The 25,641-nt window shown below is 60.0% G+C and carries 22 protein-coding genes and 2 tRNA genes; 8 read left to right on the forward strand and 16 right to left on the reverse strand.

Annotated elements, in window-relative coordinates:
• Window positions 1–84 precede the first annotated feature (84 nt).
• Window positions 85–1,860, forward strand: coding sequence for an MFS transporter (locus tag H7E91_RS04375; protein ID WP_182353880.1), 1,776 nt, complete (start codon window positions 85–87; stop codon window positions 1,858–1,860).
• A gap of 143 nt (window positions 1,861–2,003) precedes the next feature.
• Here the strand turns inward: H7E91_RS04375 and upp are convergent, their stop codons facing one another.
• Window positions 2,004–2,642: a uracil phosphoribosyltransferase gene (gene upp, locus H7E91_RS04380; protein ID WP_182353881.1), complete on the reverse strand. Its 639-nt coding sequence runs from the start codon at window positions 2,640–2,642 to the stop codon at window positions 2,004–2,006.
• Between the two features lie 50 nt (window positions 2,643–2,692).
• Between upp and tadA the strand changes: the two genes are divergently transcribed.
• Window positions 2,693–3,160, forward strand: coding sequence for a tRNA adenosine(34) deaminase TadA (tadA, locus tag H7E91_RS04385; RefSeq protein ID WP_182353882.1), 468 nt, complete (start codon window positions 2,693–2,695; stop codon window positions 3,158–3,160).
• A 65-nt stretch (window positions 3,161–3,225) separates the two neighbouring features.
• Window positions 3,226–3,313: transfer RNA gene (locus tag H7E91_RS04390), tRNA-Ser, on the forward strand.
• Window positions 3,314–3,392: 79 nt separating this feature from the next.
• Here H7E91_RS04390 and H7E91_RS04395 read toward each other — a convergent pair.
• From H7E91_RS04395 to H7E91_RS04435, 9 genes are all read right to left on the reverse strand, one after another.
• Window positions 3,393–4,076, reverse strand: a complete 684-nt coding sequence (locus H7E91_RS04395) for an Ltp family lipoprotein (RefSeq protein WP_182353883.1) — start codon at window positions 4,074–4,076, stop codon at window positions 3,393–3,395.
• Between the two features lie 310 nt (window positions 4,077–4,386).
• A complete protein-coding gene (locus H7E91_RS04400; protein ID WP_206680347.1) occupies window positions 4,387–5,637 on the reverse strand; it encodes a serine hydrolase in 1,251 nt (416 codons plus the stop codon).
• Window positions 5,638–6,195: 558 nt separating this feature from the next.
• Complete coding sequence (locus tag H7E91_RS04405; protein WP_182353884.1) at window positions 6,196–6,957, reverse strand: SDR family NAD(P)-dependent oxidoreductase; 762 nt, start codon at window positions 6,955–6,957, stop codon at window positions 6,196–6,198.
• 3 nt (window positions 6,958–6,960) lie between these two features.
• The gene (locus tag H7E91_RS04410; RefSeq protein WP_182353885.1) at window positions 6,961–8,517 is read right to left on the reverse strand and encodes a xylulokinase; all 1,557 of its coding nucleotides are present in this window, start codon (window positions 8,515–8,517) and stop codon (window positions 6,961–6,963) included.
• Window positions 8,518–8,732: 215 nt separating this feature from the next.
• Entirely contained in the window at window positions 8,733–9,434 is a 702-nt protein-coding gene (gene deoC / locus H7E91_RS04415; protein WP_182353886.1) for a deoxyribose-phosphate aldolase, read from the reverse strand.
• 411 nt (window positions 9,435–9,845) lie between these two features.
• Complete coding sequence (locus tag H7E91_RS04420) at window positions 9,846–11,000, reverse strand: YihY/virulence factor BrkB family protein (protein ID WP_182353887.1); 1,155 nt, start codon at window positions 10,998–11,000, stop codon at window positions 9,846–9,848.
• 476 nt (window positions 11,001–11,476) lie between these two features.
• Window positions 11,477–11,878, reverse strand: a complete 402-nt coding sequence (locus tag H7E91_RS04425; RefSeq protein ID WP_182353888.1) for a PRC-barrel domain-containing protein — start codon at window positions 11,876–11,878, stop codon at window positions 11,477–11,479.
• A 267-nt stretch (window positions 11,879–12,145) separates the two neighbouring features.
• Window positions 12,146–13,540 carry a DEAD/DEAH box helicase gene (locus tag H7E91_RS04430; RefSeq protein ID WP_182353889.1) on the reverse strand — a complete coding sequence of 465 codons (1,395 nt, stop codon included), beginning with the start codon at window positions 13,538–13,540 and terminating at the stop codon, window positions 12,146–12,148.
• A gap of 405 nt (window positions 13,541–13,945) precedes the next feature.
• Window positions 13,946–15,445 (reverse strand): DUF1846 domain-containing protein, encoded by a 1,500-nt coding sequence (locus H7E91_RS04435; RefSeq protein ID WP_241698379.1) that lies wholly within the window; start codon window positions 15,443–15,445, stop codon window positions 13,946–13,948.
• Window positions 15,446–15,642: 197 nt separating this feature from the next.
• Between H7E91_RS04435 and H7E91_RS04440 the strand changes: the two genes are divergently transcribed.
• Both H7E91_RS04440 and H7E91_RS04445 read left to right on the forward strand, forming a co-directional pair.
• Entirely contained in the window at window positions 15,643–16,194 is a 552-nt protein-coding gene (locus tag H7E91_RS04440) for a type 1 glutamine amidotransferase domain-containing protein (protein WP_182353890.1), read from the forward strand.
• A gap of 248 nt (window positions 16,195–16,442) precedes the next feature.
• Complete coding sequence (locus H7E91_RS04445; protein ID WP_182353891.1) at window positions 16,443–16,841, forward strand: hypothetical protein; 399 nt, start codon at window positions 16,443–16,445, stop codon at window positions 16,839–16,841.
• A 51-nt stretch (window positions 16,842–16,892) separates the two neighbouring features.
• On the opposite strand, the gene H7E91_RS04450 is transcribed toward H7E91_RS04445, so the two are convergent.
• The 3 genes from H7E91_RS04450 to H7E91_RS04460 form a co-directional block, all read right to left on the reverse strand.
• Window positions 16,893–17,975 (reverse strand): hypothetical protein, encoded by a 1,083-nt coding sequence (locus H7E91_RS04450; protein WP_182353892.1) that lies wholly within the window; start codon window positions 17,973–17,975, stop codon window positions 16,893–16,895.
• A 248-nt stretch (window positions 17,976–18,223) separates the two neighbouring features.
• Window positions 18,224–18,472 (reverse strand): hypothetical protein, encoded by a 249-nt coding sequence (locus H7E91_RS12270; RefSeq protein WP_479682476.1) that lies wholly within the window; start codon window positions 18,470–18,472, stop codon window positions 18,224–18,226.
• A gap of 466 nt (window positions 18,473–18,938) precedes the next feature.
• Window positions 18,939–19,673: a CBS domain-containing protein gene (locus tag H7E91_RS04460; protein WP_182353894.1), complete on the reverse strand. Its 735-nt coding sequence runs from the start codon at window positions 19,671–19,673 to the stop codon at window positions 18,939–18,941.
• Window positions 19,674–19,901: 228 nt separating this feature from the next.
• On the opposite strand from H7E91_RS04460, the gene H7E91_RS04465 reads away from it, so the two are divergent.
• The 3 genes from H7E91_RS04465 (at window position 19,902) to H7E91_RS04475 (ending at window position 21,678) form a co-directional block, all read left to right on the forward strand.
• Entirely contained in the window at window positions 19,902–20,153 is a 252-nt protein-coding gene (locus H7E91_RS04465; RefSeq protein WP_182353895.1) for a DUF7218 family protein, read from the forward strand.
• Between the two features lie 109 nt (window positions 20,154–20,262).
• Window positions 20,263–21,024 carry a sulfite exporter TauE/SafE family protein gene (locus tag H7E91_RS04470; protein ID WP_182353896.1) on the forward strand — a complete coding sequence of 254 codons (762 nt, stop codon included), beginning with the start codon at window positions 20,263–20,265 and terminating at the stop codon, window positions 21,022–21,024.
• A gap of 447 nt (window positions 21,025–21,471) precedes the next feature.
• Entirely contained in the window at window positions 21,472–21,678 is a 207-nt protein-coding gene (locus H7E91_RS04475) for a DUF4177 domain-containing protein (RefSeq protein WP_182353897.1), read from the forward strand.
• Between the two features lie 588 nt (window positions 21,679–22,266).
• Here the strand turns inward: H7E91_RS04475 and H7E91_RS04480 are convergent.
• From H7E91_RS04480 to H7E91_RS04490, 3 genes are all read right to left on the reverse strand, one after another.
• A tRNA-Pro gene (locus H7E91_RS04480) sits at window positions 22,267–22,343 on the reverse strand.
• 73 nt (window positions 22,344–22,416) lie between these two features.
• Window positions 22,417–23,295: a metallophosphoesterase gene (locus tag H7E91_RS04485; RefSeq protein ID WP_182353898.1), complete on the reverse strand. Its 879-nt coding sequence runs from the start codon at window positions 23,293–23,295 to the stop codon at window positions 22,417–22,419.
• The gene (locus tag H7E91_RS04490; RefSeq protein ID WP_182353899.1) at window positions 23,292–25,586 is read right to left on the reverse strand and encodes a transglycosylase domain-containing protein; all 2,295 of its coding nucleotides are present in this window, start codon (window positions 25,584–25,586) and stop codon (window positions 23,292–23,294) included. The genes H7E91_RS04485 and H7E91_RS04490 overlap by 4 nt, the downstream gene beginning before the upstream one ends.
• Window positions 25,587–25,641: the final 55 nt, after the last annotated feature.

Below are 25,641 nucleotides of genomic sequence, written 5' to 3' on the forward strand. Positions count from 1 at the left end.
CGTTAGCAAGATCTCTATTCGTCCCCTTATGAGGCCGGATTGACGGGAGTATCTTGGCGTGGGAGACGGAAGTGAAGGAGAGTTGTGGAGAAGCGGCGCAGGGACCTGACCTCGAAGCGAGCTTATCGCGGGATGACGCCCGAGCAGGCAGAAGCAGCCGATAAGAAGCATCGCGAAATCCTCTCCATCCTTACCGGCCTCCTGCTGGTCCAGTTCCTTGGCATGCTCGCCAACACGATCGTCTCCAATGCGATGCCGATCATCGTGGCAGAAATCGGCGGAAACCAGTCCCACTACACGTGGATCCTTACCGCCGGGATTCTCGCGAACACTGTCATGACCGCGCTGACAGGCAAACTCGCTGACCTGTTCGACAAGAAGCGGCTCTTTATCGCCTCGATGCTCATCTTCATCGTCGGTTCGGCCCTGTCCGGTGCTGCTACTAGCCCAGAGATGCTCATCGCGTTCCGCGTCATTCAAGGTCTCGGCATGGGCATGCAGGTCATGATGTCGATGGTCATCATGGCAACGATCATCCCGCCGCGCGAGCGCGGCCGCTACAACGGCTACATGGGCGCGACATTGGCGCTTGCCACGGTCTCGGGCCCACTCCTCGGCGGCCTCATCGTCGACACCCCGTGGCTTGGCTGGCGGTGGAGCTTCTGGTCGATGATCCCGTTCATGCTCGCCGCCATCTGGGTCATCGTTCGCAAGCTTGAGGTGCCGAGCATCCGCACCGGCAAGGTTCATCTCGACATTCCCGGGGCCGCCCTCATCGCCATCTCCGCTGTTTCCCTCCTTCTGTGGGTCTCTCTCGTCGGCCGCGGTATCCCGTTCACCGACCCCGGTGCCCTCGTCCTCATCGCCGTCGCTATCATCACCGCGGCCGTGTTCGTCTTCGTCGAAAAGAGGAGCCCGGAACCCCTCATCCCCATGGACATCCTCACGCACCGCAATACCGTGCTTGCGATCATCGCCGTTATGGGTGCGGGAACGATGATGTTCGGGGCCTCCGTCTTCCTCGGCCAGTACTTCCAGTACGGGCGCGGTTACTCGCCGTCGGCGGCTGGCCTGCTCACCCTGCCGATGATGATTGGCATCGTCATTGCCTCGACCTGGATCGGTCAGCTCATCACCCGCAAGGGCATCTGGAAGCGCTATGTCGTCTCAGGCATGATGCTCATGACTGCGGCCTCGGCTGCTCTCACGTTCACACGGCAGGACACGAACCTTATCCTCATAGGACTTGCTCTTTTTGCTGCCGGATGGGGGCTTGGTGCCGCCAACCAGAACCTCGTCCTTGCCGTGCAGAACACCGTGCCGCTGAGACAGATGGGGGCGGCGACATCGACCGTCACGTTCTTTCGTAATCTCGGTGGCGCCGTTGGCATCCAGGTTCTTGGTGCCGCGTATCATGCCGCGACGGACAGCTACATGGTGCGTGAGTTTGGCGAACTCCTTTCCGTTCCGGCAAGCGGCTCTGGTGCCCTCGATCTCAGCGCACTGCCCGATCCTGTCGAGGATGTCGCCCGCGGCGCCTTCGGTAACTCGCTGTGGTCCGTCTTTGCGGCCTCCGCCGTTCTCCTCCTCATCGGCACGATCGCGTCGAGCTTCATGAAGGGCACGTCCCTACGCGACACCGTCGACATCGAGAACACAGTGCACCGCTCACTCGTGAGAGACGGTGGAGTAGCGGAGACAGACGGGCAGCAACAGGAGTTGCAAGACGCCGAACGGCCTGGCTTCGAGCGTCCTGCGCTTCGGCCCGATCATGACCATGTACGGGATAACCGGGTCACTGGGCTCAAGCCGGTCCTCCCTCACGATGAGGACGAGCCGACGACGGACAAGACCGACTGATTCGTCTTCCCTTGGCCGGTAGCCAGTGCGTCTAATGGGACGTGGAGGTGACGCCATGCGCCACACACCGAATTGAAGGCCGCAAGGCTTTAACGGACAGAGGGCCGACAGCTGTCGGCCCTCTCTTTTCACCACTTACACGATCAGTCGACGACGCCGTAAAGCCTGTCTCCAGCATCTCCAAGCCCGGGCACAATGTAGCCCTTCTCGTTGAGCTTCTCGTCGACGGCTGCGAGAACGACTGTGACGTTCGCACGGTCACCGACGTGGTCCTCCAGGGCTTTGATGCCTTCGGGTGCTCCAAGGAGGCAGATCGCGGTCACATCCTTCGCGCCTCGCTCAAGGAGGTAATCGATGGAGGCGATGAGGGTGTGTCCGGTGGCCAGCATGGGATCGAGGACGAAGCACTGCCGGTTCGACAGATCATCTGGGAGACGGTTTGCATACGTGACCGCTTCAAAAGTTGTTTCGTCCCTCTTCATCCCGAGGAACCCGACCTCGGCGGTGGGAAGGATCCTCTCCATGCCGGACAGCATGCCGAGCCCAGCCCGCAGGATCGGTACGACGATCGGAAGTGGGGTCGACAGTGCGGTGCCAGTTGTTTTTGCAACCGGAGTCTCAATTTCGAGCGGCTCAACATCGATGTCCCTCGTCGCCTCATAGGCCAGGAGCGTCATGAGCTCTTCAACGAGCTGACGAAAGACCGGCGATGGCGTCTCCCTGCGGCGAAGGGCAGTCAACTTATGGTGGACAAGGGGGTGATCGATGACCTGCAGTCTCATGTCCACTAATCTAACGCAGTAAAAGAGCCGACGCAGGGAACGGAGGGCCTATGAGTCCTGAAAGAGTCCGACATTACGAGACTCACATGCGACGCTGCATCGACCTCGCGCGGACCGCCGCGGGACGCTTGGACATTCCGGTGGGGGCATTGGTGCTCGATGAGGGCGGGAACATCATTGGGACCGGCTTCAACACCCGCGAACACGACCACGACCCGGCCGGGCACGCAGAGATTGTCGCACTTCGCGAAGCGGCGCTGTCAAAGATGAGTTGGCGTTTGGACGGATGTACGCTCGTCGTCACGCTCGAGCCCTGCACCATGTGCGCCGGAGCAATCGTTCTCTCGCGCGTCGCCACAATCGTTTTCGGCGCCTGGGATCCGAAGGCTGGCGCAGCCGGGTCGGTGCGAGATGTGCTACGAGATCCCAGACTCAACCATCAGGTCGAAGTCATTGGCGGCGTGCTCGAAGAAGAATGTTCCGCCCAGCTGGCCGAGTACTTCAGGGCGCGCCGATAAGTCCGCCACAATCGGCTAGGAGGATTTGTGAAAGCCGGTCACCTGCCAGTAATCTGAAGTGCGCTGGTGGAGTGTCCGAGCGGCCGAAGGTGCAGCACTCGAAATGCTGTTTGGTGAAAGCCAACGTGGGTTCAAATCCCACCTCCACCGCCAAAAAATTCCCCGGAATACCGATAAAAGGTAGTCCGGGGAATTCTGCACTCTGCAGGAGAAGTCTCTGAAGTTCCCCTGTTTAGAGTCCTGCCTGATCGACGCCGTAGGTGGCCTGTTCGAGAGTGAATCCTTCAAACATGAGCTGGTCGATGAGGCCCTGGCGGGAGAAACCCGAGAATTCCAGGTACGACTGTGCGGATTCAGCCGCTTCTTGATTCCAGTCAACCGCGATGGAATCGACGCCATAGGTTGCCTGCTCCGGGGTGAATTCTTCATAGATGAGCTGGTCGATGAGGCCCTGGCGGGAGAACGCCGAGAAGCTGAGATACGACTCCGCGGAGCCAGCGGCCTGCTCGTTCCAGTCGACAGAGATCGAATCCACAGCGAGTTGAGCATCGGCGTTTGAGAAGCCCTCGTATTCCAGCTGGCCGACGAGGCCGTCTCGGGAGAAGTTCGTGAACGCGAGGTATGATTCGGCCGACCGCACCGCGTTCTGCTGTTCGAGGGTCAGGTTCGACTCCGGAGCCTCGGTCGTCTTTTCCGGCTCAGCCTGCTCACCCTCGTCTTCCGCGGGCTCCGTTTCCTCAGCCGGTTCCTCAGAGGGGCTTTCTGACTCCGTCGCCACTTCCTCTGTTGTCGCCTCGTCTGTCGATTCAGCGACTTCCGTATCTCCGTCTCCAGAGCAGGCTCCGACGAGTAGTCCAAGAGCGAGAATCGCGGCAAGAGGGCCGCGGAAAAATTTGAGAGTCTTTAGATTGTTCATGTCATGCCGTCCTACTCAGCGTCACGTGAGCGAGATCTGGAACAGATCCAGCGCTTCTACTGAAGCGGCTCCATTGCCGCTCCTTAGTTCTAACGATACGGACCTAATCGGGCGAACATTTTGGGCCAACAGCGGGACGCTGCGACGGCATGTGAAACAGTCAATTGCCGGGGGTGATGGGCGCTCTGCGACAGTTTTGCCGTCGTTTAGTTAAGGCTGTGCTCGGCTCCCATCCGGAAGCCGAGCACAGCATGAATCCCTCAAAGTCGACGGTTGGTTGACGTGAGCCAGCTGCCGCGGAGGGTGGGAACTAATCGGTCACAGCGGCATTGGCGGCTGCGATGATGCGGAGGTTATGGGGAAGGGCTCCGTCGAAGCCCGGCGTGGACAGAGTGAGGATTACCGTGTCACGCTCCGGGTTGTTGACGAACTTTGTGCTGAAGAAGCCCTGCCAGCTGTAGGCACCCTTGCCGCCGAGATAGTGCATCGACCCGGAGGGTGCGTTGACGCCCTCCTGGATATCAAGCTGGTAGCCCCACTTGTTCTGCGTGAGCTGCCAGTTCGTGAGGTCACCGATCTGGTTGGTTGTCATCTGCTCGACCGCTGCACGGCTGACAACACGCACGCCGTCGAGTTCGCCCTTGTTGAGGAGCATCTGCGCGAATCGGAAGTAATCATGGGCGGTGCCATGTAGTCCTCCGGCCCCGCTAAAGTACGTCTGGTGCTCGCTGAATGTGTAGTCAGGGCCGAGGTTGCCCATGCCGAGAGGTGACGTTCCCACCTGCTTTTCATCTTTGCCAGCCCAATATACGGCGGCGATACGATCCCACTTGTCCTTCGGTGGGTAGAACCATGTCTCATTCATACCCAGTGGTTCGAAGATGTTCTTGCGCAGGTAGGTATCGAAGTCCATGCCAGAGACAATCTCGACCATGCGGCATAGCGTGTCGACACTGTTATTGGAATAGTCGAAGGCTTCACCGGGGTGGGACATGAGAGGCATCTGCGCAAGAATGTCGATGTTGCTCTCCAGCGTGATCGGAGGCGCGTTGAGGTCGTCCATGAGACCAGCCTCGGCGTAGAGCTTTGGCACAACACGGTAGTTCTGTGGAGTGAACAGGTCATACCACCACGAGTTCGTCATACCGGCCGTCATCGAGAGCAGGTCGTGGATTGTGATCTCCCGCTTGGGAGTGACGAGCTTGACGACTCCCCAGTTGTCGAGTTCTGCGACCTTGACATCGGCAAAGGCCGGAATGAACTTCGAAATCGGGTCCGACAGTGAAATGAGGCCCCGGTCCCACAGCTGCATTACGGCCACGGCGGCCGGCACCTTCGACATCGATGCGAGCCGGAAGATGCTGTCGGTTTTCATTGGAACATCATCATCGGCTTTGCCGAACGATTTAAAGTAGCAGACCTTTCCGTGCCGGGCCACGAGAACCACCATGCCCTGGTAGGCGTTCTCACTCATGTCCGCTTCGACCAGCTTGTCAATATTGCCAAGGTAATCGCTTGACATGCCTACGTTCTCAGGGTCCACCAGCTCGATGTTGTTCACGTTATCTCCATCCTCGACACTCCAATGTGCCGATCAGCTGCCCGCGGCTCATACAATGCGCGGGATTTCTTGACGATATGCCGAGGCGCGGGCCGGGTCAATGGCTTGGCCTGAATGTTCTGGGCTCACACAAAGCCGCGCACCGTGTCCCTGCCGTGGCAGGGCCAGCATGCCAGGAAATTCGAGGAGCCTTCACATTAACTAGCGCCGATCGCCCGACACAACATGGGATCCTTTTCCGATCGCCCGAGCGAAATCTCGCGCCTTATCGAATGCATGCCGCACAATCTCCTCGGCAATGTGGTTCGTGGTCTATCGGAGTGATGACGACATGAGTGCGGCGGTGAACAGCCTCGTGTGTCTTGCGGAGCTCCGACGACATACCTCAATCTCGAGCCTATGCGGACGGGACCAGCAGCTCAGATCAAGATCCGATCAAGCACGTTGACAGCCTGTGAACGTCTTTCTGCTTCCATGAGGCCGTCATGCATGACTCAGAAACGAAGCTGTGCTCGGCCTTCGAAGGCCGAGCACAGCAACGCCACCTACCTAGGGAGGCTATTCGTGGACGGTCCACCCACCGTCGACAACAAGGTTCTGGCCCGTGATCCCCGTGGTGCTGGGAGAGGACAGGAACAGCACAGCGTTCGCAACTTCGTCCATCTCAAGCAGTCGCCCAACCGGGATGCGGTCTTGCATGTGGGCAAGCCACTCCTCGTTTTGGAGGTTGTGCGCCGTCATGGGGGTGAGCACGTAGCCCGGACTCACCGTATTGACGTAGATCCCGTGCCGGGCCCCCGCGACAGCCATATCTCGCGTGATGGCCTGGATGCCGGCCTTCGTCACCGCATAGATGAGATGGCTACCATCTGTCGTGTGGGCGCGGTGAGACGCGATGTTGATGATGCGACCGGACTTCTGTTCGATCATTTGCCGGTAGCCCGCCTGGGCGACGAAAAACGCCGCCTTGAGGTTCACATCATTCAGTAGATCCCATTCCGCCTCGGTGATGTTCTCATGAGGGGTTCGGTTGGCGAGACCCGCTGCATTGACGACGACATCGATCCGTGTGTGATCGTCGACGATGCGGCTCATTGCGCTACTGATTTGCTCGTGGGACCGCAGATCACATTCGTACGGGTGTGCGCTTCCGGGCCCAGCGCTCGTCAGCTCATCGGCGAGTGCGACTGCCTTGTCATGCTGAACGTCGACAATCGCGACTGTCGCACCTTCAGCGCAGAGGCGGCGGGCAATTTGAGACCCGATCCCGCTCGCGCCACCGGTCACGACACATACTTGATCCGTGAATTGCATGCTCATCGCTTACTTGTTGTCGTGAATGTAACGGAAGTAGCCGCCGCCCGATAGGGCCTCGTAACCCTTGACGAAACGTCCGTACGCCTTGTCGTAGGCCTCGCGGTTATCAGGATTGGGCTGGAAAACACCCTTGATGCGAACAGCGCGGCTGACGGCTTCGTCGAGGTCCTTGTAGACGCCGAGCCCGACACCTGCGTAGAGGGCTGCGCCAAGGCAGCCGGTCTCGGACACCTCAAGTGCTGCGACCGGCACCTGGTACATGTCCGCCTGCATCTGGTTCCACACGTCTGACTGCGTCGCACCGCCAGCTGCGCGGATCTCTTGGACCTCAACGCCCATGTTCCGGATTGATTCGAGGTTGTCCCTCATCTCCAGAGTGATGCCCTCCATGACTGCGCGGGCCATCTCAGCCTTTGTCGTGCCGAGGTTAAGTCCGAGGAAAGCGCCGCGAGCGAAAGAATCAGCGCGGGGTCCCGACCCGGCTCCCTGAAGGTACGGCAGGAAGGTCAGGCCGTTGGCACCCGGCTTGACCGATTCGATCTGCTTGTTGAGGAGACGGTAGGGATTGCCGTCCGTGCCAAATTCCCTCGCCATGGCGACCTCGAGTGAGCCGAGAGTGTCGCGGAACCAGCGGTAGCTCGACGCGGAGGCGATGGATGCGGCTTCGACCGTGTAGTTCTCGGGGCCCGAGTTGTTCTTCACGATGAGAGTCCCATTGGGGTCGCGGACCGAGTTCTCGGTCGCCACATAGATCGCGCCGTAGGTGCCGATGACCGAGACAGCGGTGCCGTCGTGGACGAGGCCGCCGCCCAGTGTCGAGCAGTTCTGGTCCATTGCGCCGACACAGATGAGGGTGCCTTCAGCAAGACCGGTCAGCAGTGAGATGTCACGGCTAACCTTGCCAACAACGGTGCCCGCCTTGACGATGCGGGGGAGCGAGACACCCGTGAGCCCGGTGGCGTCGATTATCTCCTGGCTCCAATCGCCCGCTTCAACGTCAAAAATTCCGGTCCTCGATGCGGTGGCCGTGTCATTGACGAACCAGTCGTCAGCGCCGAACTCTTTGAGGAAGAAATCCTGGTGGTGGCTGATCTTGCGGATCTTCGCCCAATTGTCGGGCTCGTTATCTTTGAGCCACATGTACTTCGTCAGGCACGGGACCGTTGCCGCTGGGTATCCCGAAATCTCGTAGAGGCGATCTGGGTCGATGAATTCTCCCCCGCGAATACGCTCGACATAATCGACGCCACGGGTATCCTGCCAGCCGATGAAGGGGCGGATAAGCTCCTCGTCCTCGTCGAGTCCGCCGAAGACGGAACCCTGCGTAGACATCGCCATGGCCTTGACGTCCTCAGGATCAACATCGGCGTCGCGAATAGCTGCTCGGCACGACTCGTACAGGGCCTGAGTCATGTCTTCGGGGATCTGTTCGACCCAGCCGGGGTTGGGGTAGTAGCAGGGATATTCGCGATAATCGGTTCCGATCATCCGGCCTTCGGTGTCAAAGACGCTGGTCTTACAACCTGTTGTCCCGGCGTCGATGCCAAGGAGGTAGGTGGTCATGTGGTTCTCCTCATAGAATTGAGCGTTCGATTTCTGCATGGAGGAAGCGTGCGACGTCGTCGTCGTCAAAGCTCCTACCATCGTGAGGTCCTGCTCGATTGCACGCCGCCATGGCGTGCACGTTTCGCCCGAGCCCTACCTCCGCCGGATGCGCAAAGGCGCACCGGAGGCACTGCACAGGTGCTGTCCCATGCAGTGACAGTCAGTGTTTCGGGCTAAACAGTCAGACCTGCGTCGACATAGTCCGAATACTGCTTAACAAGCTTCGCAGCAGAGCGGGTGCCGATAAGAGAGACCCCGTACTTCTCGATGAGCCACAGCGAAGCTGGCATTGCGAACGTGCGCGGCACGCCCGACACCTTGAGCTTCGTCGCGGGGTTCGTGATGTTGTCCCGCATGATCTTCACCTGAGACTCGGTGGGAAAACCTTCGGAGCCGGTCGCCGTCTTCACATAGTCAATGCCCGCATCGGAGCACATCTTCGTCAGCGTAGCGATCTCCTCATCGCTGAGGAAGCACACCTCGTAGATGAGCTTGCTGATGGCCTTGCCTTGACAGCGTTCGACGAGGCCGTCGAGCTCTTTCTCGACCAACGCGTAATTCTTATCGCGCAGGGCACCGATGTTGAGGACCATGTCAACGGCAGTCGCACCGAGCTCCAGGCCCTCGTCGATCTCAGCAAACTTCATCGCCGTCGACGTGCAACCGTATGGGAAGGAGATCGCAGTCCCGACGTGCACGTCGGATCCGGAGAGGACCTCGGCGACGACGGGGGTCCAATAGGAGTTCGTGTAGCAGGCGGCCACATTCGCATCCCGTGCGCCTTGCGCGTGCTCGCGGATGTCCTTCTCTGTTGAGCTTTGCAGGTGCAGTGCCATGTCGAAGTGCTTGGCATATTCCGCGACGCTTAACGTCATGTTTCTTCTCCTTTGAAGAATCAGTTCCGCCCGGCGGGGTCCCGAGCCTAAGAGAGAGCATATCGCCTATACAAGTATAGTCAAGCCTATTCAAGACATTGATTGCTGTGACTCTGCATCTTCCTGCCGGCCGGGCGTAAGAAGCAGATTCTCGACATCTGTGGCGGGGCAGGGCGTCGTAGCCATAGCGCCCATCGGCAGGGCCAATCCCGCCAGCATCCCAGCGTCGACCCAAGATCGCGACGCTGTCCGGGGAGCAAGACGGGACCGAAAGCACCGGAGGTTGAGGGCACGTCCCAGACCATGGCTCGTCCGCCATGCCGAACGTATCTCGTGTTCGACACGGCGCCCGCACGACGAACGATCGATGTGTTCGTGGCGGGTCGATCCGTTCAGTGGGCCTCTCGCATGTTAGACGTCCGGACTCGCGCTTCGAGGCGATTTCCGATCGTCATCCGTCTCGGTTCGCGCACTGGCGGAGCTCTCACGCAACTCACGGCCGTCCGCGATGAGCTCCTCCTGCCTCTCTTTCAGCTTGCGCACCTTCTCCGTATCTCGTGGGGGAAGCTGAATAGAATCCTCTGCTTCCATCCCGCTTTGAAGCTGCCGTGCGCGTTCGACTTCGGCGTCGATCTCGACTCCGAGCAGGATCATGATGTTGAAGATCCACAGGGCGAAAAGGAGCGCCATGACGGAGCCGATCGTTCCATAGGAGCTGTAGCCGGCAAAGTAGGAGAAATAGAAGTAGAGGGCGGCGGACGCGATCATGATGCCAAGGATGGCGACGGCTGAGCCGATCGTGATCCATCTGAACTTCGGCATCTGAACATTCGGTGTGAAGTAGTAGAGCACCGCGATGACAATGATGACGAGAGCAAGGATAACGAGCCACTTCAGCCACGCCCAGACCGGCAGGAACGTATCGGTGAGGTACGTGAGGACGCCGCCAAGACCAAGAGGCTCCGCGATCGGGCCGAGCACCGCCTCCACCAGAGTGGCGTTGAGTGCGAGTGAGACGAGGATGAGGATGGCACCGAAGAGCATGGCGAGTGTCGTAAGTAGCATCGTGCCAGTTGCCTTGACGAAGCCGCGGCCCTCCTCACGCTCGTAAATGATGTTGGCCGATCGGGAGAACGCCCTGACGTAAGCGGAGGATGCCCACAGGGCGGTCGCGATACCAATGATGAGGGCGATGACACCGCCGCTGGCAGAACCTGCCACAGTGGTGACGATGTCCATGACAAGGTCCTGCTGGTCACCGGGCACATTCTCTCTCACAAGGTCTTCGACCGCAGTCATGACCGTATCGGCTTTCGATGAGAGCACGAGCGTGATGAGGGAGAAGATGACGAGAAGAGAAGGGGCCAGCGACAGCACCGTGAAGAACGTCAGCATGGCCGCCAGATCAGTGCCACGGTCGGATATGAACTCGTGAACGGCTCTCTTGAGGCCGTAGGTCCACGAGCCTTTGTCGAGATGTGGGGGCGAATCGGGCTTCGTGTCGCTGTCAGGGGCGGGGGCGCGCTCCGCGGCGAGTGTCCGATCGATATTCTCGCTATTTGCCATATCTCTCCCCTTTGTCGTCAAAGCCGCTCGGGCCACCGATAGTACCTACCAGCCCGAGCGTGAGTGGGGCGTTCGAGTACCTCTGCCTCTCATCCTTCTGGGCCGCGCTCTACGAATCATTCTAGGGATGAAGGGCGCCGCCTTGACTCTGGGACGCGTGCGGCGCCCTCGGAGGCACCTTTGTGCACAGACGTCGTGGCAAGCTCGGCCTGCCTCGTGAGCTGTTCGCCAGCCTCGTACGACATGTCGCTCGCTCCGTCCCCATCGAGTGATGCCTCTGCCGTCATCTTCTACGCTTGCTCAGCTGTCGTCTTCTTCGCGGAAGTTGCATTCACCGCTCGTCCTTGCATGTCGACGTGAAGGTGCGACGTGCACAGGCTCCGTCAGGTACGACGACGATCGGTGCCGCCGTTACCAGACTCTGCAGTATCAGGCTCCGTGTGGGTGTGTTCACGGATACTGTCGAACGGCTACGTCTACGTGTGCTTGCGGAGTCGGGAACTGCCGTCTGCGTCGCCGTCATCGTCCGTCGGGTCGCCTACATGCTCGCCGCTACGGTCACCCTCGCTGTAGTCGATTCCGTAGTGATCCCAGATACGGAGCTCTTCGCTGTGATCGATGGGACCATCAGCGCCGATGTTCGGCGCATCCTTGATGAAATCTTTCTCGAATGGAACCGTCAAACGGTCCTCGGAGAGCTCCGCATTCGCCAGTGGAATGAACGTCTCCTTCATGCCGAAGAATCCAGTTCGAACCGTGACGAAGCTCGGATCGTTGGTGCGCGCATCGAGGTAGACCTGCTCAACACTCCCGACCTTGTCGCCGTTGACGTCGTAGACAACCGCATCCTTCACTTGGTCAAGCGTGAATTCATTCATCCGCTTTCTCCTTTTTGGGTGATGCACCCGAGTTTCAGGGGCGCCGCCGGCCCGTGATATGCCGCCAGTCTGTGCCCTGATCAGTGGGTTCGCAATCTTTCCTCGCGAGCTCCGGAGGGAACTTCAAGGAAAGGCACCCGCGACACCCAGATTCGTCCTCCCCTGGACATCGCCTGGCGACGCCCTGTCAAAGTTATGCGCGTGAGTCGACCATGAGGGACAAAAAATCTGCACCGTCAAAAACGGTGCAGATTCTTCTTCACTCAGCTACTTCGACAGACTCCGCGAGAAGTCCGCCGCCGAGCGGGTGACAGACGTGCGATCTGAAGAAGTCGAACCGGAAGCTCGGGGAGCGCTTCCGCGCCGACGGCGCGGCCTGCCCGCCTTCCCTGCGGCATTGCTGCGGGCTGGCCTGTTGCGAGTCGCCGTGCCTGACCTGCCTGCTGGCTGGGCGGGGGCAAGTGCAACAGCTTCGGCAACACGCTCTGCACTGAGGAACACGCGCTTGCCGGGGGCGAGCTCAGTGAGAATTGCGTGATCGGGGTCAGCGTCGGTGAATGTCGGGCGGATCTTCGCCTTGCGGAGGAGGTCCTTGACATCTCTGCGCTGTTGCGGGAGCTCGAGGGTGATGACGATTCCGGACTTGCCGGCTCGCGCCGTCCTGCCTGACCTGTGTAGGTATGCCTTATGCTCGACCGGAGGGTCTGCGTGGATGACGCGCGCGACGTCCTCGACGTGGATGCCGCGGGCGGCGATATCTGTAGCGACGAGCGTTCGGACACGTCCCGAGTGGAACGACTCAAGGTTCCGCGTCCGGGCGTTCTGCGAGAGATTGCCGTGAAGGTCGACAGCTGGAACGCCTGTCTTTAACAGTTGCCGTGTCAGCTTCTTTGCACCGTGCTTTGTGCGGGTGAAAACGATGGTGTTACCTGGCGCTGCGGCGAGGGCAGCGACGACACCCGTCCGGTCGTCCGCGCCAATGCGGAGCACGTGATGCTCCATCGACGCTATCGGCGACAGGGCAGAGTCTGCCTCGTGGGTGATCGGCTTGTGGAGGAACTCCTGCACAAGGGTGGAGACACCGGCGTCGAGCGTAGCTGAAAACAGCATGCGTTGGCCGCGGGCGGGGGTTGCCCTCATGATCCGGCGAACGTTAGGGAGGAAACCCATGTCAGCCATGTGGTCCGCCTCGTCAATGACGGTGATCTCAATCGCCGACAGATCGGCGAGGCCTTGGCCCATGAGGTCCAAAAGGCGTCCTGGACAGGCTATGAGAACATCGATGCCCTGCTGGAGGGCGCGTGCCTGCGGATTCTGGTTGACGCCGCCGAATACGACGGTCGAGTTCAATCCAGACGCCTTCTCAAGGACAGTGAGGGACTCGTGGAGCTGGAGCGCAAGTTCGCGTGTTGGCGCGAGAACGAGGGATCGCGGTTTACGCGGCTGGCGCGGCCTGTTCGACTCCGCGAGTCGGGTGACGAGCGGGAGAAGGAACGCGAAAGACTTGCCGGAGCCAGTGCGGCCACGGCCAAGTACGTCCCTGCCGACAAGCGAGTCAGGAAGGGTCGCTGCCTGGATGGGGGTGGGGATGGTGATGCCACGGTCCTTGAGTGCGGACACGAGGCTTGCGGGCACGCCGAGACGTGCAAAAGAGGATGACATTCAGTACCAATCGGGAGTTGTCTCACCGGGCGTCAATGATGCTAAGCAAAGTCGGCGTCATGCAGAATTTCGATTGACCTGCGCGCCAGCGGTCCGAGGCAAGACTGAGCGGACCGATACGTCGACCTTATCAGGTGAAGGTCGGGCCCCTGTGGTGGGATAGTTCACCCCGAGGAGCCAGCACTTACGTGTCAGCTGCAGCTGCTAAATGCCAGCGCGAACGCCATCATCCAAAAAATGACGAGTGCGAATTCAACGTCCTTATCGAGGCCACCATTCATGTCAGCTCCGCTCTCCGAGGACCGGTCGCATCGACGCTGACGCTCCCTGGCCGGACCCTTCAATTAACCGCCAGACTAGAGCGCATCAGGGACAGAATCTGTCGGCAAAAAGCTGGGGCGCGGCTCATCTCTTTCGGTAGAGCTTCTTCACCTGATAGACGGGTTCCGAGGTGACGGAGACACCGAGGTTGCGGAAGATGTCTTCATCGACCGGGCCAAGAATCGTTGTCGTGTGGACATCGCATCCGCGAAGGTTCCTCAGCTCTGCGAGCGCCCGCTGAGCGTGTTCGTTCGTGCTCGCGGAGACGGATAGAGCAATGAGAACTTCGTCCGTGTGAAGCCGGGGATTTCGCGACCCCAGATGCTTTGTCTTCAGGTCCTGGATCGGTTTGATCGCATCGGGGGAAAGAAGCTGAACGCTGTCGTCAATATCGGCGAGGCTTTTCAGCGCATTGAGCAACATCGCGGATGAGCAGCCGAGGAGCTCGGATGTCTTGCCGGTGATGATGGTGCCATCCGCTAATTCAATGGCCGCCCCTGGTGCCTTTGTCTTCCGCTCGATCTGCAACGCCGGTTCGACGGTGCGCCGGACACGCGTGTCAATGCCGAGTCTGCCCATGATAATTGCGATTCGGTCGGACTCGACCGGATCAAGGTCATCGCGATGTTCGGCGACAACGGCCTTGTAGTAGCGGCGAACCACTTCTTGTTTGGCCGCTTCCTTGCACGCCTCGTCATCGCTCATGCAGGAGCCGACAAGGTTGACACCCATATCGGTAGGAGACCGGTAGGGAGATTCGCCCAGGATCTGCTCGAGGAGCTGCGCGAGAAGCGGGAAGACCTCGAGATCACGGTTGTAGTTGACGGCCATTTCCCCGTAGGCCGCCAGGTGGTAGTGGTCGATCATATTGACGTCATCCAAGTCGGCGGTCGCCGCCTCGTACGCGAGGTTAACCGGGTGGTCGAGAGGCAAATTCCACACTGGGAACGTCTCAAACTTTGCATAGCCTGAAGGAATGCCCCGTTGATGGTCGTGGTACAGCTGTGACAGGCATGTCGCGAGTTTGCCCGACCCCGAGCCGGGTGCCGCCACGACGACAACGTCGCGGGAGGTCTCGATGTAGTCGTTCTTTCCGAACCCGTCCTTCGACGCGACGTGTTCCGGATTCGCCGGATACCCCTTGATTGTGTGATGGCGGGCGACTTTGAAACCAAGCCGCTGCAGACGTGCGCGAAATGATTTGGCGAGCGAATTTCCATCGTTCATCTGGGTGAGGACGATGTTCTCCACGAGAAAACCGCGCTCGCGGAAGACGTCGACGAGCCGCAGGACGTCCTGTTCGTAGGTGATACCAAGATCCTTCCGCATTCGCTGCCGTTCAAGATCTTTCGCATTGAGGACGATGACGATCTCGACCTCATCGCGGATTTGCTCGAGCATCGTGATCTTGTTGTCAGGTGTGAATCCGGGCAGGACGCGGGATGCGTGATTGTCATCAAAGAGCTTTCCGCCCATCTCCAGATAAAGCCGGCCGCCGATCTGGGCTTTGCGTTCGTTGATGTGCTGCGACTGAAGCTCGACATACTTGGCGCTGTCGAAACCCACTGCTCTTTTTCTCATCATGCTCGCTTCCACGCGTCTGTTCGGGGGAGCCCTCATGAATCTTAGGTCGAATCACTCGAGAAGGAGAACAGCGGCGTGCCAGCTCACTGCCGTCGCAAAGACCACTGGACGTCCCCTGAATGGTAAACACTCGCCGCTTGGCAGACGCTCCGTGGTCAGGGATGGTGGAAGTGAAACCGAGTGAAAGGGATACCAATATGGATCTGACCGGACACAAGATTGCATTCCTCACGAAGAGAGGTGTCGAGCAACCCGAGTTGACCGAGCCCTGGAAGGCCATCGAAGAGGCTGGTGGCGAGCCGGTACTCGTCAGCGATGAGCCCGGCACCATTGTCGCCATGATCGGGGACTGGGACCACGGGGAAGAGTTCGCTGTCGATGTGACGCTCGACGAAGCCAACCCCGATGATTATCTGGCGCTGGTTCTGCCCGGCGGTACGATCAACGCCGACAAGCTCCGAAGCAATGAGAAAGCCCAGGCCTTCGTCAAGGTGTTCATGGACGCGGACAAGCCCGTTGCCCCCATCTGCCACGGGCCGTGGGTTCTCATTGACGCCGGGGTGATCGAGGGACGAACCCTCACATCAACACCTCGCATTAAGCACGACCTCATCAACGCGGGAGCTCACTGGGTTGACGAAGAGTTCTGCGTTGACGGCAACCTCGTATCAAGCCGTAGCCCGCGCGACCTTCACGCGTTCAACCCGGGCATCGTCAAGGCCTTCTCGGAGGCAGCTCAGAAGAAGTGATTATCCATTAGTGGCGGGGGTACGGTTCGCCGTGCTCCCGCCATTTTGTTGCCATTTTGCGCACATGGCTTGCCCTCCTCGAACCAGGCTGTGACGGCGGGTTTGGAGCCAGTCATTCCGGCGGACGATTAAGCCTGGCTGGGAATGGCAATCGGTCGCTTCGCCGTAAGGATATCTGCGCCGAGGCACGGAGTAGTTGGTTTACAGTCAGGCTATCGCGACGATTGTGCGACCGGTGAGGAGCTGCCATGAGAATCAGGTATACGCAGAAGACGCGCGTCAGTCCGACTGAAGCCGTTCGACGCATTACGACCCTGCGAGACCATGCTGTGCCATTTACCCACATCGAGCAGGTCGGTAGCGACGTCAGCGCGATCACCCGATTCGGACGGATCGTCATCGAGGACAACATGAAGATCGGAGCGATTCACACGAGCGGGGATAACGTTCGCGGCTCAATCGTGAAAACCGGGCCGGTTCTCGGTGGGACGCTGTCCTTTGCGGCGGTCAAAACGAGTAGCGGGACCGTTATCGGCTGGGAACAGGACCTGCACTTTTTACCGCTTCCATTCCTCGATCCTGCGCTTGCTGTCATCATGCGAATCGGCTACGGAATAGCCTTCAGCAAGCTTCTGCGCTCCCGCTGATTCCCGCGGGCCGAGCCAGCTATCCAGAACCGCTAGACCGTCGAGCCGCTTTCAGGGACGTGGCCTTGTCGCCTGAGCGTAGACATCGGCGCTTTGCCTGCCGGTGCGATGCCAGCGCCCCGTCAGCGTCGGCGGATCGCCATGCCGGACCTCGCCCGCCCACCGGTAGGTCGTAGGCCAGCGGCGGAACACGGGAATTATCCGCGTGACGATCCGCATGAGCCAGGGCAAGGGGCCGGGCTTCCACCGTTCGTCAACCTCAAGGAGCATGCGAGCGCCCGAATACGTGCTCCGGCACCGCCACACCCCGCCCGTGAGCCGAACATCGTCGACTGTGACATGCCATCGTCCAGACCGCTCTGACACATCATCGCCAGTGAGGTCGGGTAGCCCAGGTTCGAGGACGAGCTCAGCCTCATGTTCCCCGATTTGGGTGCTTACTCCGGTGAGGAGCCCACTCCGCCAACGCTGTGACTGACGAGGCGGCGTTGTGAGATGTGAGTGGGCGACCGGGTTCACCTGAAGTGCAACGAGGGGAGCGGCATACTTGATGAGGTGACGGCGGTGAAGTTTCGCTCCGGGCAGGACGCCGAGATGTGCGTCGACGCCGTCGATTCGAATGACGGGCGAGGAGCCGCTGTCCCTCACGAGATCGAAGACGGGCATCCAGACGAGTAGCAGGTTCGTCGGGTGCTCGATGTTAGCTCCGACGGGAGCCAAAAGCCCACCTCGGTGACGAGCACGACCGTCGCGATCATCTATTCGGATGTCAATGCTCCGACCGTCGACGTCCGTGAAGCGGACCTCCGCATGGACTCCATCGTCGGCCACGTCGAACTGCGCGGAGTCGAAGTCAATGACGTTCCATGACCGCGTTCCACCGCCAATCTCGTAGCCGGAGCGATCGATGGTTAGTCCGAGTTGTTGATAATAGTCGACCCGGCGATCGTCCCTCCGTGACAGGAAGACGAGCATGCCCGTGCCATGGCGATCATCATCGAACCACTGCAGTTCGAAGCCGTCATAGACAGGGTTGTCGGGCAACTCGGCGTTGAGCATCCCGGCAATGAGATCGAGCTGCAGTGACAGCGGAATCAGTGGCGCTCCGTGTGGGTTGATCATTGGTTCCGTCATCGTTCCTCCCCTGTGCGCGAGAACCTCGGTCGCCTCACCGACATCTTTGGGCGAAAGCGCATCGCTCGTGTAGTCGACTCAGCGAGCGTCGTTTCCCGTGCCGCTCGCGCTCTTGGGTATGACCATCTTCGTACACTGTTCAGCCGTCCGTCGCAGATGCGAGTGTGGTGACAACATAGGCGAATGCTCGAGCGAGCACCAGTGGTAATAAGTCCTGACCTGCTCGGAGCTGGTCGATGGAACACCGTCTACCGCCCGTACCTTCCCAGGACGATGTTGTTCGCATGGGCGCGCTCTAGTAGCGCCGTCATCTCCGCCTCGTCCGTGACGAACGGACGGAGGATGTCGCGAATTTCGCGCAGGTCAGCACGCTCGCCTTCAACGACGAACGCGCGGCCCTCCGATTCAAAGTTCAGGTGTCGGAAGATGTGGGGAGCGGCGTAATGGACGACGCCTTCCCAGAAGGCGCCGTTCGGCTCCTCACCAGCTCGTTCCACGACGAGCCTCGTCGGGACATCATCCAGATCTAGGGTTAGCGATGCCCTGTCTTCGGCTTCATATGACAGCCGAATCGAGGGATCTGGATCGACGTGATCATGGCTATGCGACCCGGATCGAAAGCGGTCCAAGAAACTCATGCGCGAAGCGTACACCTCACGCACCGCGAGCTTAACGATCCTGGGGGAATACGCCGTTGTCATCCTCGTGTCGGTCTGTAGCACGGTGGGTGATAACGGCGGTTAAATGCTTCGGCCCCGGCACGCAGAGCCTCCTCATGTGCACTGCTCTGTCGAAGATCGGCCAGTCAAGGGGAGTAAGAACCCTCCATCCGTGAGCGTTGTCTGGTCGCGCTCGTACCGGCCTCGCGACGACGCAGACAGGCTCTTTTGCCGATGACGGAATGACCGCTCTGCGCAGACTGAGCGGGAATATTTATGGATAGGGTGCTCCGCCTATGTCAGCTCACATGGACCTGGCCAGGTCACTGAGCGTGAGCCAGCCGAGTACGCGCCCGGTGGTCTTTCCGTTGCTCGTGATGAAGAGGTCCTTCGCGGCGGGTGTCTTCTCAAACTCTCGTCGTGCATCACCGACCGTCGCAGACTCCGGCAGGGCGATGAATGCTTCCAGACGCTGCCTGAGTTCGGGCGTTGCGAGCATGCGGGACACAGTTTCATCGGCCGCGAGGCTGGCGGCGCTCCTGCCGTTGAGTTGCGCGTACTTGTCGATATCGGATTCGTGGACGACCATGAGCGCTACGCCCGAGGTCGTGAGAATTGGCACTCGGCTGTACTTGCTCTGACGCATCGAGTTGTACAGATCCTGGAGTCTCAACTCTCCAGCCTCACCCTTGTCGGCGACCCTCCTTATCGGACTGATCTTGCCGACCGAAATCATGACATCGGCGGCCTTCGTTTCTTCGCTGAACACTCCAGATAGTTTGAGGGTCTCGAGCGTCGTGGTGCTGGCGGCCTGCAGATTCTCCTTCGCGAAGTAGAAGGCGAGAATCGTCCCGATCCACGTACCAATGAGAGGGAGGACGGACGCGTACACGAGCCGCGCCATTTCAGGCCTGTCTTCGTCATTGGAGAAGGCGAGGAGCACGACGGATATGAGGCATATTCCAACAACGCCGACAAGGGAGACCAGTAGGGCCAGCCTCGAGCGAACCGCCGCATCATCATTGACTACTTTTGCCATGTGCTCGTCTCCCCGTCGGAGAAGTATAAGTGGACATACTGTAGTGCTCTAGATCACCCTGCGCAATAGGGTTTCGACTTTAGGATTGGCGCGTGTTTGTCCGCGTTGCGCGAGGGTGACCCGGTCCGGTCCCGACAACAGGTGTAATGCGTCGGTCGACAGTGATAGCGCACCGGTCGACATCGCTCGCCAATTTGCATAAATTACTGGCACACCGAAGGAGTGACCATGGCACAGATCAACGATCCTGAAATGTACGAGAGTCTCCGCGAGGATGGGGCATCGAAGGAGAAGGCCGCCCGCATCGCCAATGCCGCAGCAAATGAGGGCCGGTCGACAATGGGCAAGCGCGGGGGGAAATCGGGCTCCTACGAGGACTGGACGGTCGACGAGCTTCGTGACCGGGCTAAGGAGCTTGGTCTGAGTGGCTATTCGAATCTCAAGAAGGACGAGCTCATCGACATGCTGCGCAACCACTGAGCCCAACATCGCCACGAGCTTTCATTGAAGCGCCACGTGTCGACGTCGATGACGGGACACGTAGCAGCGCTATCGTGGAAGACATGACTACACGGACCGGGCGCCTCTCATGATCGCTCTCGGCGTCGGTCTCGGAATAGGCATCGTTGTTGGGCTCCTGGGCGCGGGCGGCGGGATCCTCTCCGTGCCGGCCCTCATGTACCTGCTCGGTCAGTCACCCTACTCGGCGGCAATTGGGTCCCTCATCGGAGTGGCTCTCACATCGGCGAGCTCGTTCATCATCCACGCGCGCGCCGGAAACGTCCGAGTGCGGGCAGCCCTGCTTTTTGGCGGACTCTCGATCGCTGGGGCTCTGGCCGGGGCACGAATCTCACTGCTTCTCGATGATGTGGTGCTTGTCCGCATCTTCTCGATCTTCCTCCTCGTCGTCGGAATCGCATTCGGCATACGGACGTGGAAAGGCTCGACGGATGACAGTGCCCAGCCCGGAGGGGACACCAGTAAAGGAAATGTTGTCCGCCTCGTCATTGTCGCCACCGTCACAGGGCTATTGACCGGGGTCTTCGGAGTGGGAGGCGGTTTCATGATCGTGCCGGTTCTCGTTCTCGTCGTGTCGATACCGATGAAAGAGGCCGTCGGGACGTCGCTCCTCGTCATGGTTCTGACATCGCTCGCAGGGTTAGCGGGGCGGTTGCCGCTACAGAACGGTATCGACTGGCCCCTCATCGGACTGTTCGTCGCAGGTTCCGTTGTCGGAGGACTTGTTGGATCGGTGTTTTCCGAGAAGCTCCCCCCACGCCTCCTCACCGGGATCTTCGCTACCCTCGTCACCGGCGTCGCCGTCTATTCCGGATTCCAGAGCTGGCTCTGAAAAGCGCCGATTGTCGTGCTGTTGTCACGGTAGCGTCTGCTCACGACGCCGCAAGACGTACTCGGAGCCGAGATGAGCGGCTGTGAAATGCTCGTCGCCCGTGGGATTGGGCAGATCCCCACGACGGGCGAGGCGGATTCGAGGCGGCCATCACGCGCTCACGTGCACTCCGGTGCTTCCCTGCGGCTATGTCACGTTCCTTATCGACCAGCCATTTCTCGCTCGTCGGCGTGCGAAATGGACATGTGAGCAATTCTGCGTGTGTCATCAGCAGAGGTGCCAATATTAGGCGCTCTGAAGGCTAGCGTCGCAGTGCTGGCAGGAGTGGACACGGTGCCCGATTGGGCGTCGCGGCGGAGCCATCGCGCTGATAATGCTTGCTCCGGACTGGTATACAGTCCTCAGGGGCATCACCAAGTGGGCCCTGCAGAGGCAAGGAGGCCCAAAATGAACTATGTGGTCATTCAGGTAACACTAAAGGAGAAGTTCCTCGGAACGGGCTCGGGGAACCTGTCCGAACTCGAGGGCGTGCTCAACGAGCAGGCGGCGAAGGGTTACCGGCTACACACAATCACAACTGCGTCCGCGAAGAGCGCCGGGTTCGGGGGTGGTGACCGAATCCAGGCGACGATGGTCTTCGAGAAACTGGTCTAAGACGACGTCACCGCGTCGCGGCCTTGGCGCGACGCGGTGACGCTCTCAACCCGAGACCGCGGTGAGGGCACAACGCCGGTTGCGTTAGATCGGTGCAGCGGATCGTGCGGCATCGCATTGTTAACAAGTCCTGATGCAGACTCCGTACTCGCGCGACCCGTGCGCGGCTTCAGGAGACTCGCCGATGGCTATGCGTGCCGCAAAACCAGCCTTCGGAGGAAAGTGCCTCAGCGTTCCTCGACGCCGAGGTGCACCCCATGTTCGACGAACTGCGCCAGCCCTTGGTTGCCATGAAACCATACGATCCAGCCTTCTGGGTAGCGTTCTGCGGGCTGATTCGGGATCCTCGTGTCGCAGATAAACCTGGTCCCCGCCTTCGCAGGAGCTGGCCGATTAAACCCAGCGTCGGTTGGGGTGAAGTGTGTATTGCCCGCACACGATCGCTGTTCATCCGGCTCGAATCCCCATCTGCCGAGAGTCTCGGCATGCCGGCAGAAACAGCGCGCCGGTGCGGACTAGCGCACGACCAGGATAACGAGAAGGGCCGTTGCTCCCGCGTTTCCGCAGGCCAACGGCCCTTTGTACACATGGTCGGGGTGACAGGATTTGAACCTGCGACCTCTTCGTCCCGAACGAAGCGCGCTACCAAGCTGCGCCACACCCCGTGCAACTCATTCATGATAACGAATGAACGTCAGTTACAGAAAACGGGCTCCTTGATTCTCAGTGACTGATTCGTCACGCGAGATCAATGACCTGAACTTCTGGTCTACACGCCAGCCGGATCGGGGCGTAGGGTGATGTGCCCAGCCCGCGCGAGATCGCAACGCGCGTTTTACCGTTGCCTGCGGGCGGCCATGGGAACACCCCGGAGACATGATACGTGTCGAGATCGCAATTCGTCACGAGCGCACCATAGCCCGGAACACAGACCTGGCCGCCGTGGGTATGACCCGCCATGATGAGGTTGACGCCCTCGTCCGCCATCGCATTGAGCACCCTCGTGTAGGGGGCGTGCGTCAGCCCGATCGCTAGATCGGCTGTGCTTTCCTCGGGTGCCGGGTACACGTCGAGATCAATATGCGGGTCGTCGACGCCAACAAGAGAGATGCGATGGCCTCGCACCGTGATCTCGTCACGCCTGTTGCGAAGATCAACCCAACCATAATCTTTTAGTGCGGCTGTCATCTCCTCGTCGGGCAGATCTTCGGGGTCCGGCAGGTCACGTCCGAGTGGTGGAATGATGTAGGCGAGAGGATTCTTCCAGACCGGCGCGTGGTAATCATGCGAGCCGTAGACGAAAGCTCCGGGTATTCCAGCGAGGGGCTGAAGAGCCCGGAGAAGGGTAGGAAGTGATGCCGACGACGACAATTGGTCGCCGGTAAGGAATACCGCGTCCGGTTTGAGTTCAGCGAGGTCGCGGACGAACTCCACCTTCTTCCCATCGCCAGGCAGGAGATGCAGGTCCGAAATATTGATGACCCGCATCGGCTCCCAGCCTTCCGGAAGGATCGAAAGCGGGTAGAAGGATCGCTGGTAGGACCGGGCTTCAACGAGCGACCATGCGGCAACGCCAGCACCTAGCGCCGTGATTCCCGCGGCAACTGCCCGGATCAATCGTCATCTCCGTCGTCTGGCTCCTCTGGCGGGGGCTCCGGTGCGGGCTCCGGTTCAGGGGCGAGCTCAGGCGGCGGTTCGGGGGCGGGCGCGGGCTCCGGAGCGGGCGCTGGTGCGGGGGCCGGCGCTGGTGCTGGAGCGGGCGCTGGCGCGGGTCGCACGGCAGGGTTATCTCGGCCCTGCGGGAGAATTGTCACTCCGTCCCGAGACATCGTGGTCCGTAGATCGAATGTCTGAGCTGGCGTACCTTCGAGAATCCTTGAATGGTAGGCGGAGAAGACCATGGCGGGATAGAGACCGCCGTAAACCTCGACGTGGTACTGGCCATTGATCGTCGTGTAGAACATGGAGACGTTGCCTTCCATGTGTCCGAGCCAGATCGCGGTCGCCTCAATCGGTGTGTACCCCATGAACCACGCATGGTAATCCATGTTTGCCGTGCCTGTTTTGCCAGCCGCCTCGTGTCCGGGAATGGCGGCGCGGAAGCCTGTTCCGCCCGTGTCCACAACGCTCTTGAGAGCCTCCGTCGTCGTATCGGCGACCTCTTCGTCGAGAACCCGTCCGCACGTTGGGTTGATCTCGGCGAGGACGTCGCCGTCCTGGCTCTCGATCTTCGTGAACGACATCGGCTCGCACATGATGCCGCCAGAGGCGAGTGTCGCCATCGAGACCGCGGTCGACAGCGGGGTCACGTTGTTCGTGCCGAGTACGGCCGAGGGGCGTGGCAACAGCGGATCTCCGTTGCCGGTCTCAACACCCATCTGAGCCGCGACGTCCGTGATGTTGCACAGATCCAGCTGCGTGGCCATGTCGATGAACGACAGGTTGACGGACTTCCGCGTCGATTCAAGAACCGTCATCATGCCGGAGCCGATGCCCTCGATATTCGATGGGTTGTAATCATCCGCCAGGTCCGGGGCGCAGGAAATCGTCCAATCTTCGCGAGCGAATTGATTACGGGAGGCGTTCACCCGCTCCTCGAGGCTACGGCCCGAACGGATCCATTCGATCAGCGTATAGACCTTGAATGTCGAGCCTGACTGGAAGCCTTGACCGCCACCTCGGGTGACGCCAGCGTTGAGGTTGACCGTTGTCGCATTCGGGTCTTCAGCAGTGGCGCTGCCGTAGTTCGTGTTTTGAACCATCGCGACTATTTTCCCAGTCCCAGGCTCAACCGAGGACATCGCCATCTCGACTCCAGAGGGGTCGTTGACCGGCACATTGACCGTCACTGATTCGTAGGCCGCCTGCTGCTTGCCGGTGTCCAGGGTGGTGTGAATGATGAGGCCGCCGCGGTAGAGCTTGTTGAGCCGGTCTTCATGCGATTCACCCCAGGAGTCGGACGCGAGCAGGTCCTTGACGACGTAGTCGCAGAAGTAGACGGAGATGCCAGCCGACTCGCAACCGTTGACCGGTGGCGACACATTGAGCATCTCCTCGATCGGCACGTTGACCGAGTCCCGGAACTCCTCCTCAGTGATGTAGCCGAGCTCGTACATCTTGGCGAGCACGGTATCTCGGCGGGACGTCGCTTGGTCCGGGTTCGAGATCGGATTCCACCGCGCGGGTGACTGGGTGATGCCGGCAAGCATCGCTGCCTGCGGAATGGTGAGGTCACTCGCGGGAACCGAGAAGAAGTACTGGGATGCTGCCTCAGCTCCGTACTGGGAGGGACCGAACATCGCGATGTTGATGTAGCCGGTGAGGATCTCGTCCTTCTCCATTTGCTTCTCCATCGCCATGGCGATGCGGGCCTCGGAGAGCTTGCGGGCAATCGTCCTCTCTGTCGCTGCTGCGATGAGCTCAGGATCGTTTGAATTCCGACCTTCCTCGATAAGGAGGTTCTTCACATACTGCTGGGTAATGGTCGAGCCACCGGCGAGCTGGCCGCCAGAGAAGTTGTTAAAAGCTGCACCGATGAGACCTTGCGGATCGATTCCGTTGTGGTCATAGAACCGTTCGTCCTCAATGGCGACGACTGCGTCCTTCAGGTACTGCGAAATGTCCTCAGAACCGACAACGACCCGGTTTTCCGCATAGAAGCGAGCCAGCTCTGTCCCGTCAGCAGACATGATGACGGATTGTTCGGATGGCTCGGTGAACGTCAGCTCGGTCGGTAGGTCATCAAACAGAGAGGTGGACGCGTTTGACACTGTCCCGGTCGCCGCGACAAACGGCATCGCCAGGCCAGCCAGCACAAGGCCGCCAGCTGTGCATGCCAGGAGAAAGGCCAGCAGAGCTGACACCATCTTTGCTGGTGCCGCCTGGGAGGGTCGTTGAGTGCTCGACATAGTGTCGAGTGTAAAGCCTTCGGTCCTTGATGTCCGAGACGGGGAGCACAATCAT

The sequence above is a fragment of the Flaviflexus huanghaiensis genome (genome assembly GCF_014118685.1).
GTDB classification, from domain to species: Bacteria; Actinomycetota; Actinomycetes; order Actinomycetales; family Actinomycetaceae; genus Flaviflexus; species Flaviflexus huanghaiensis.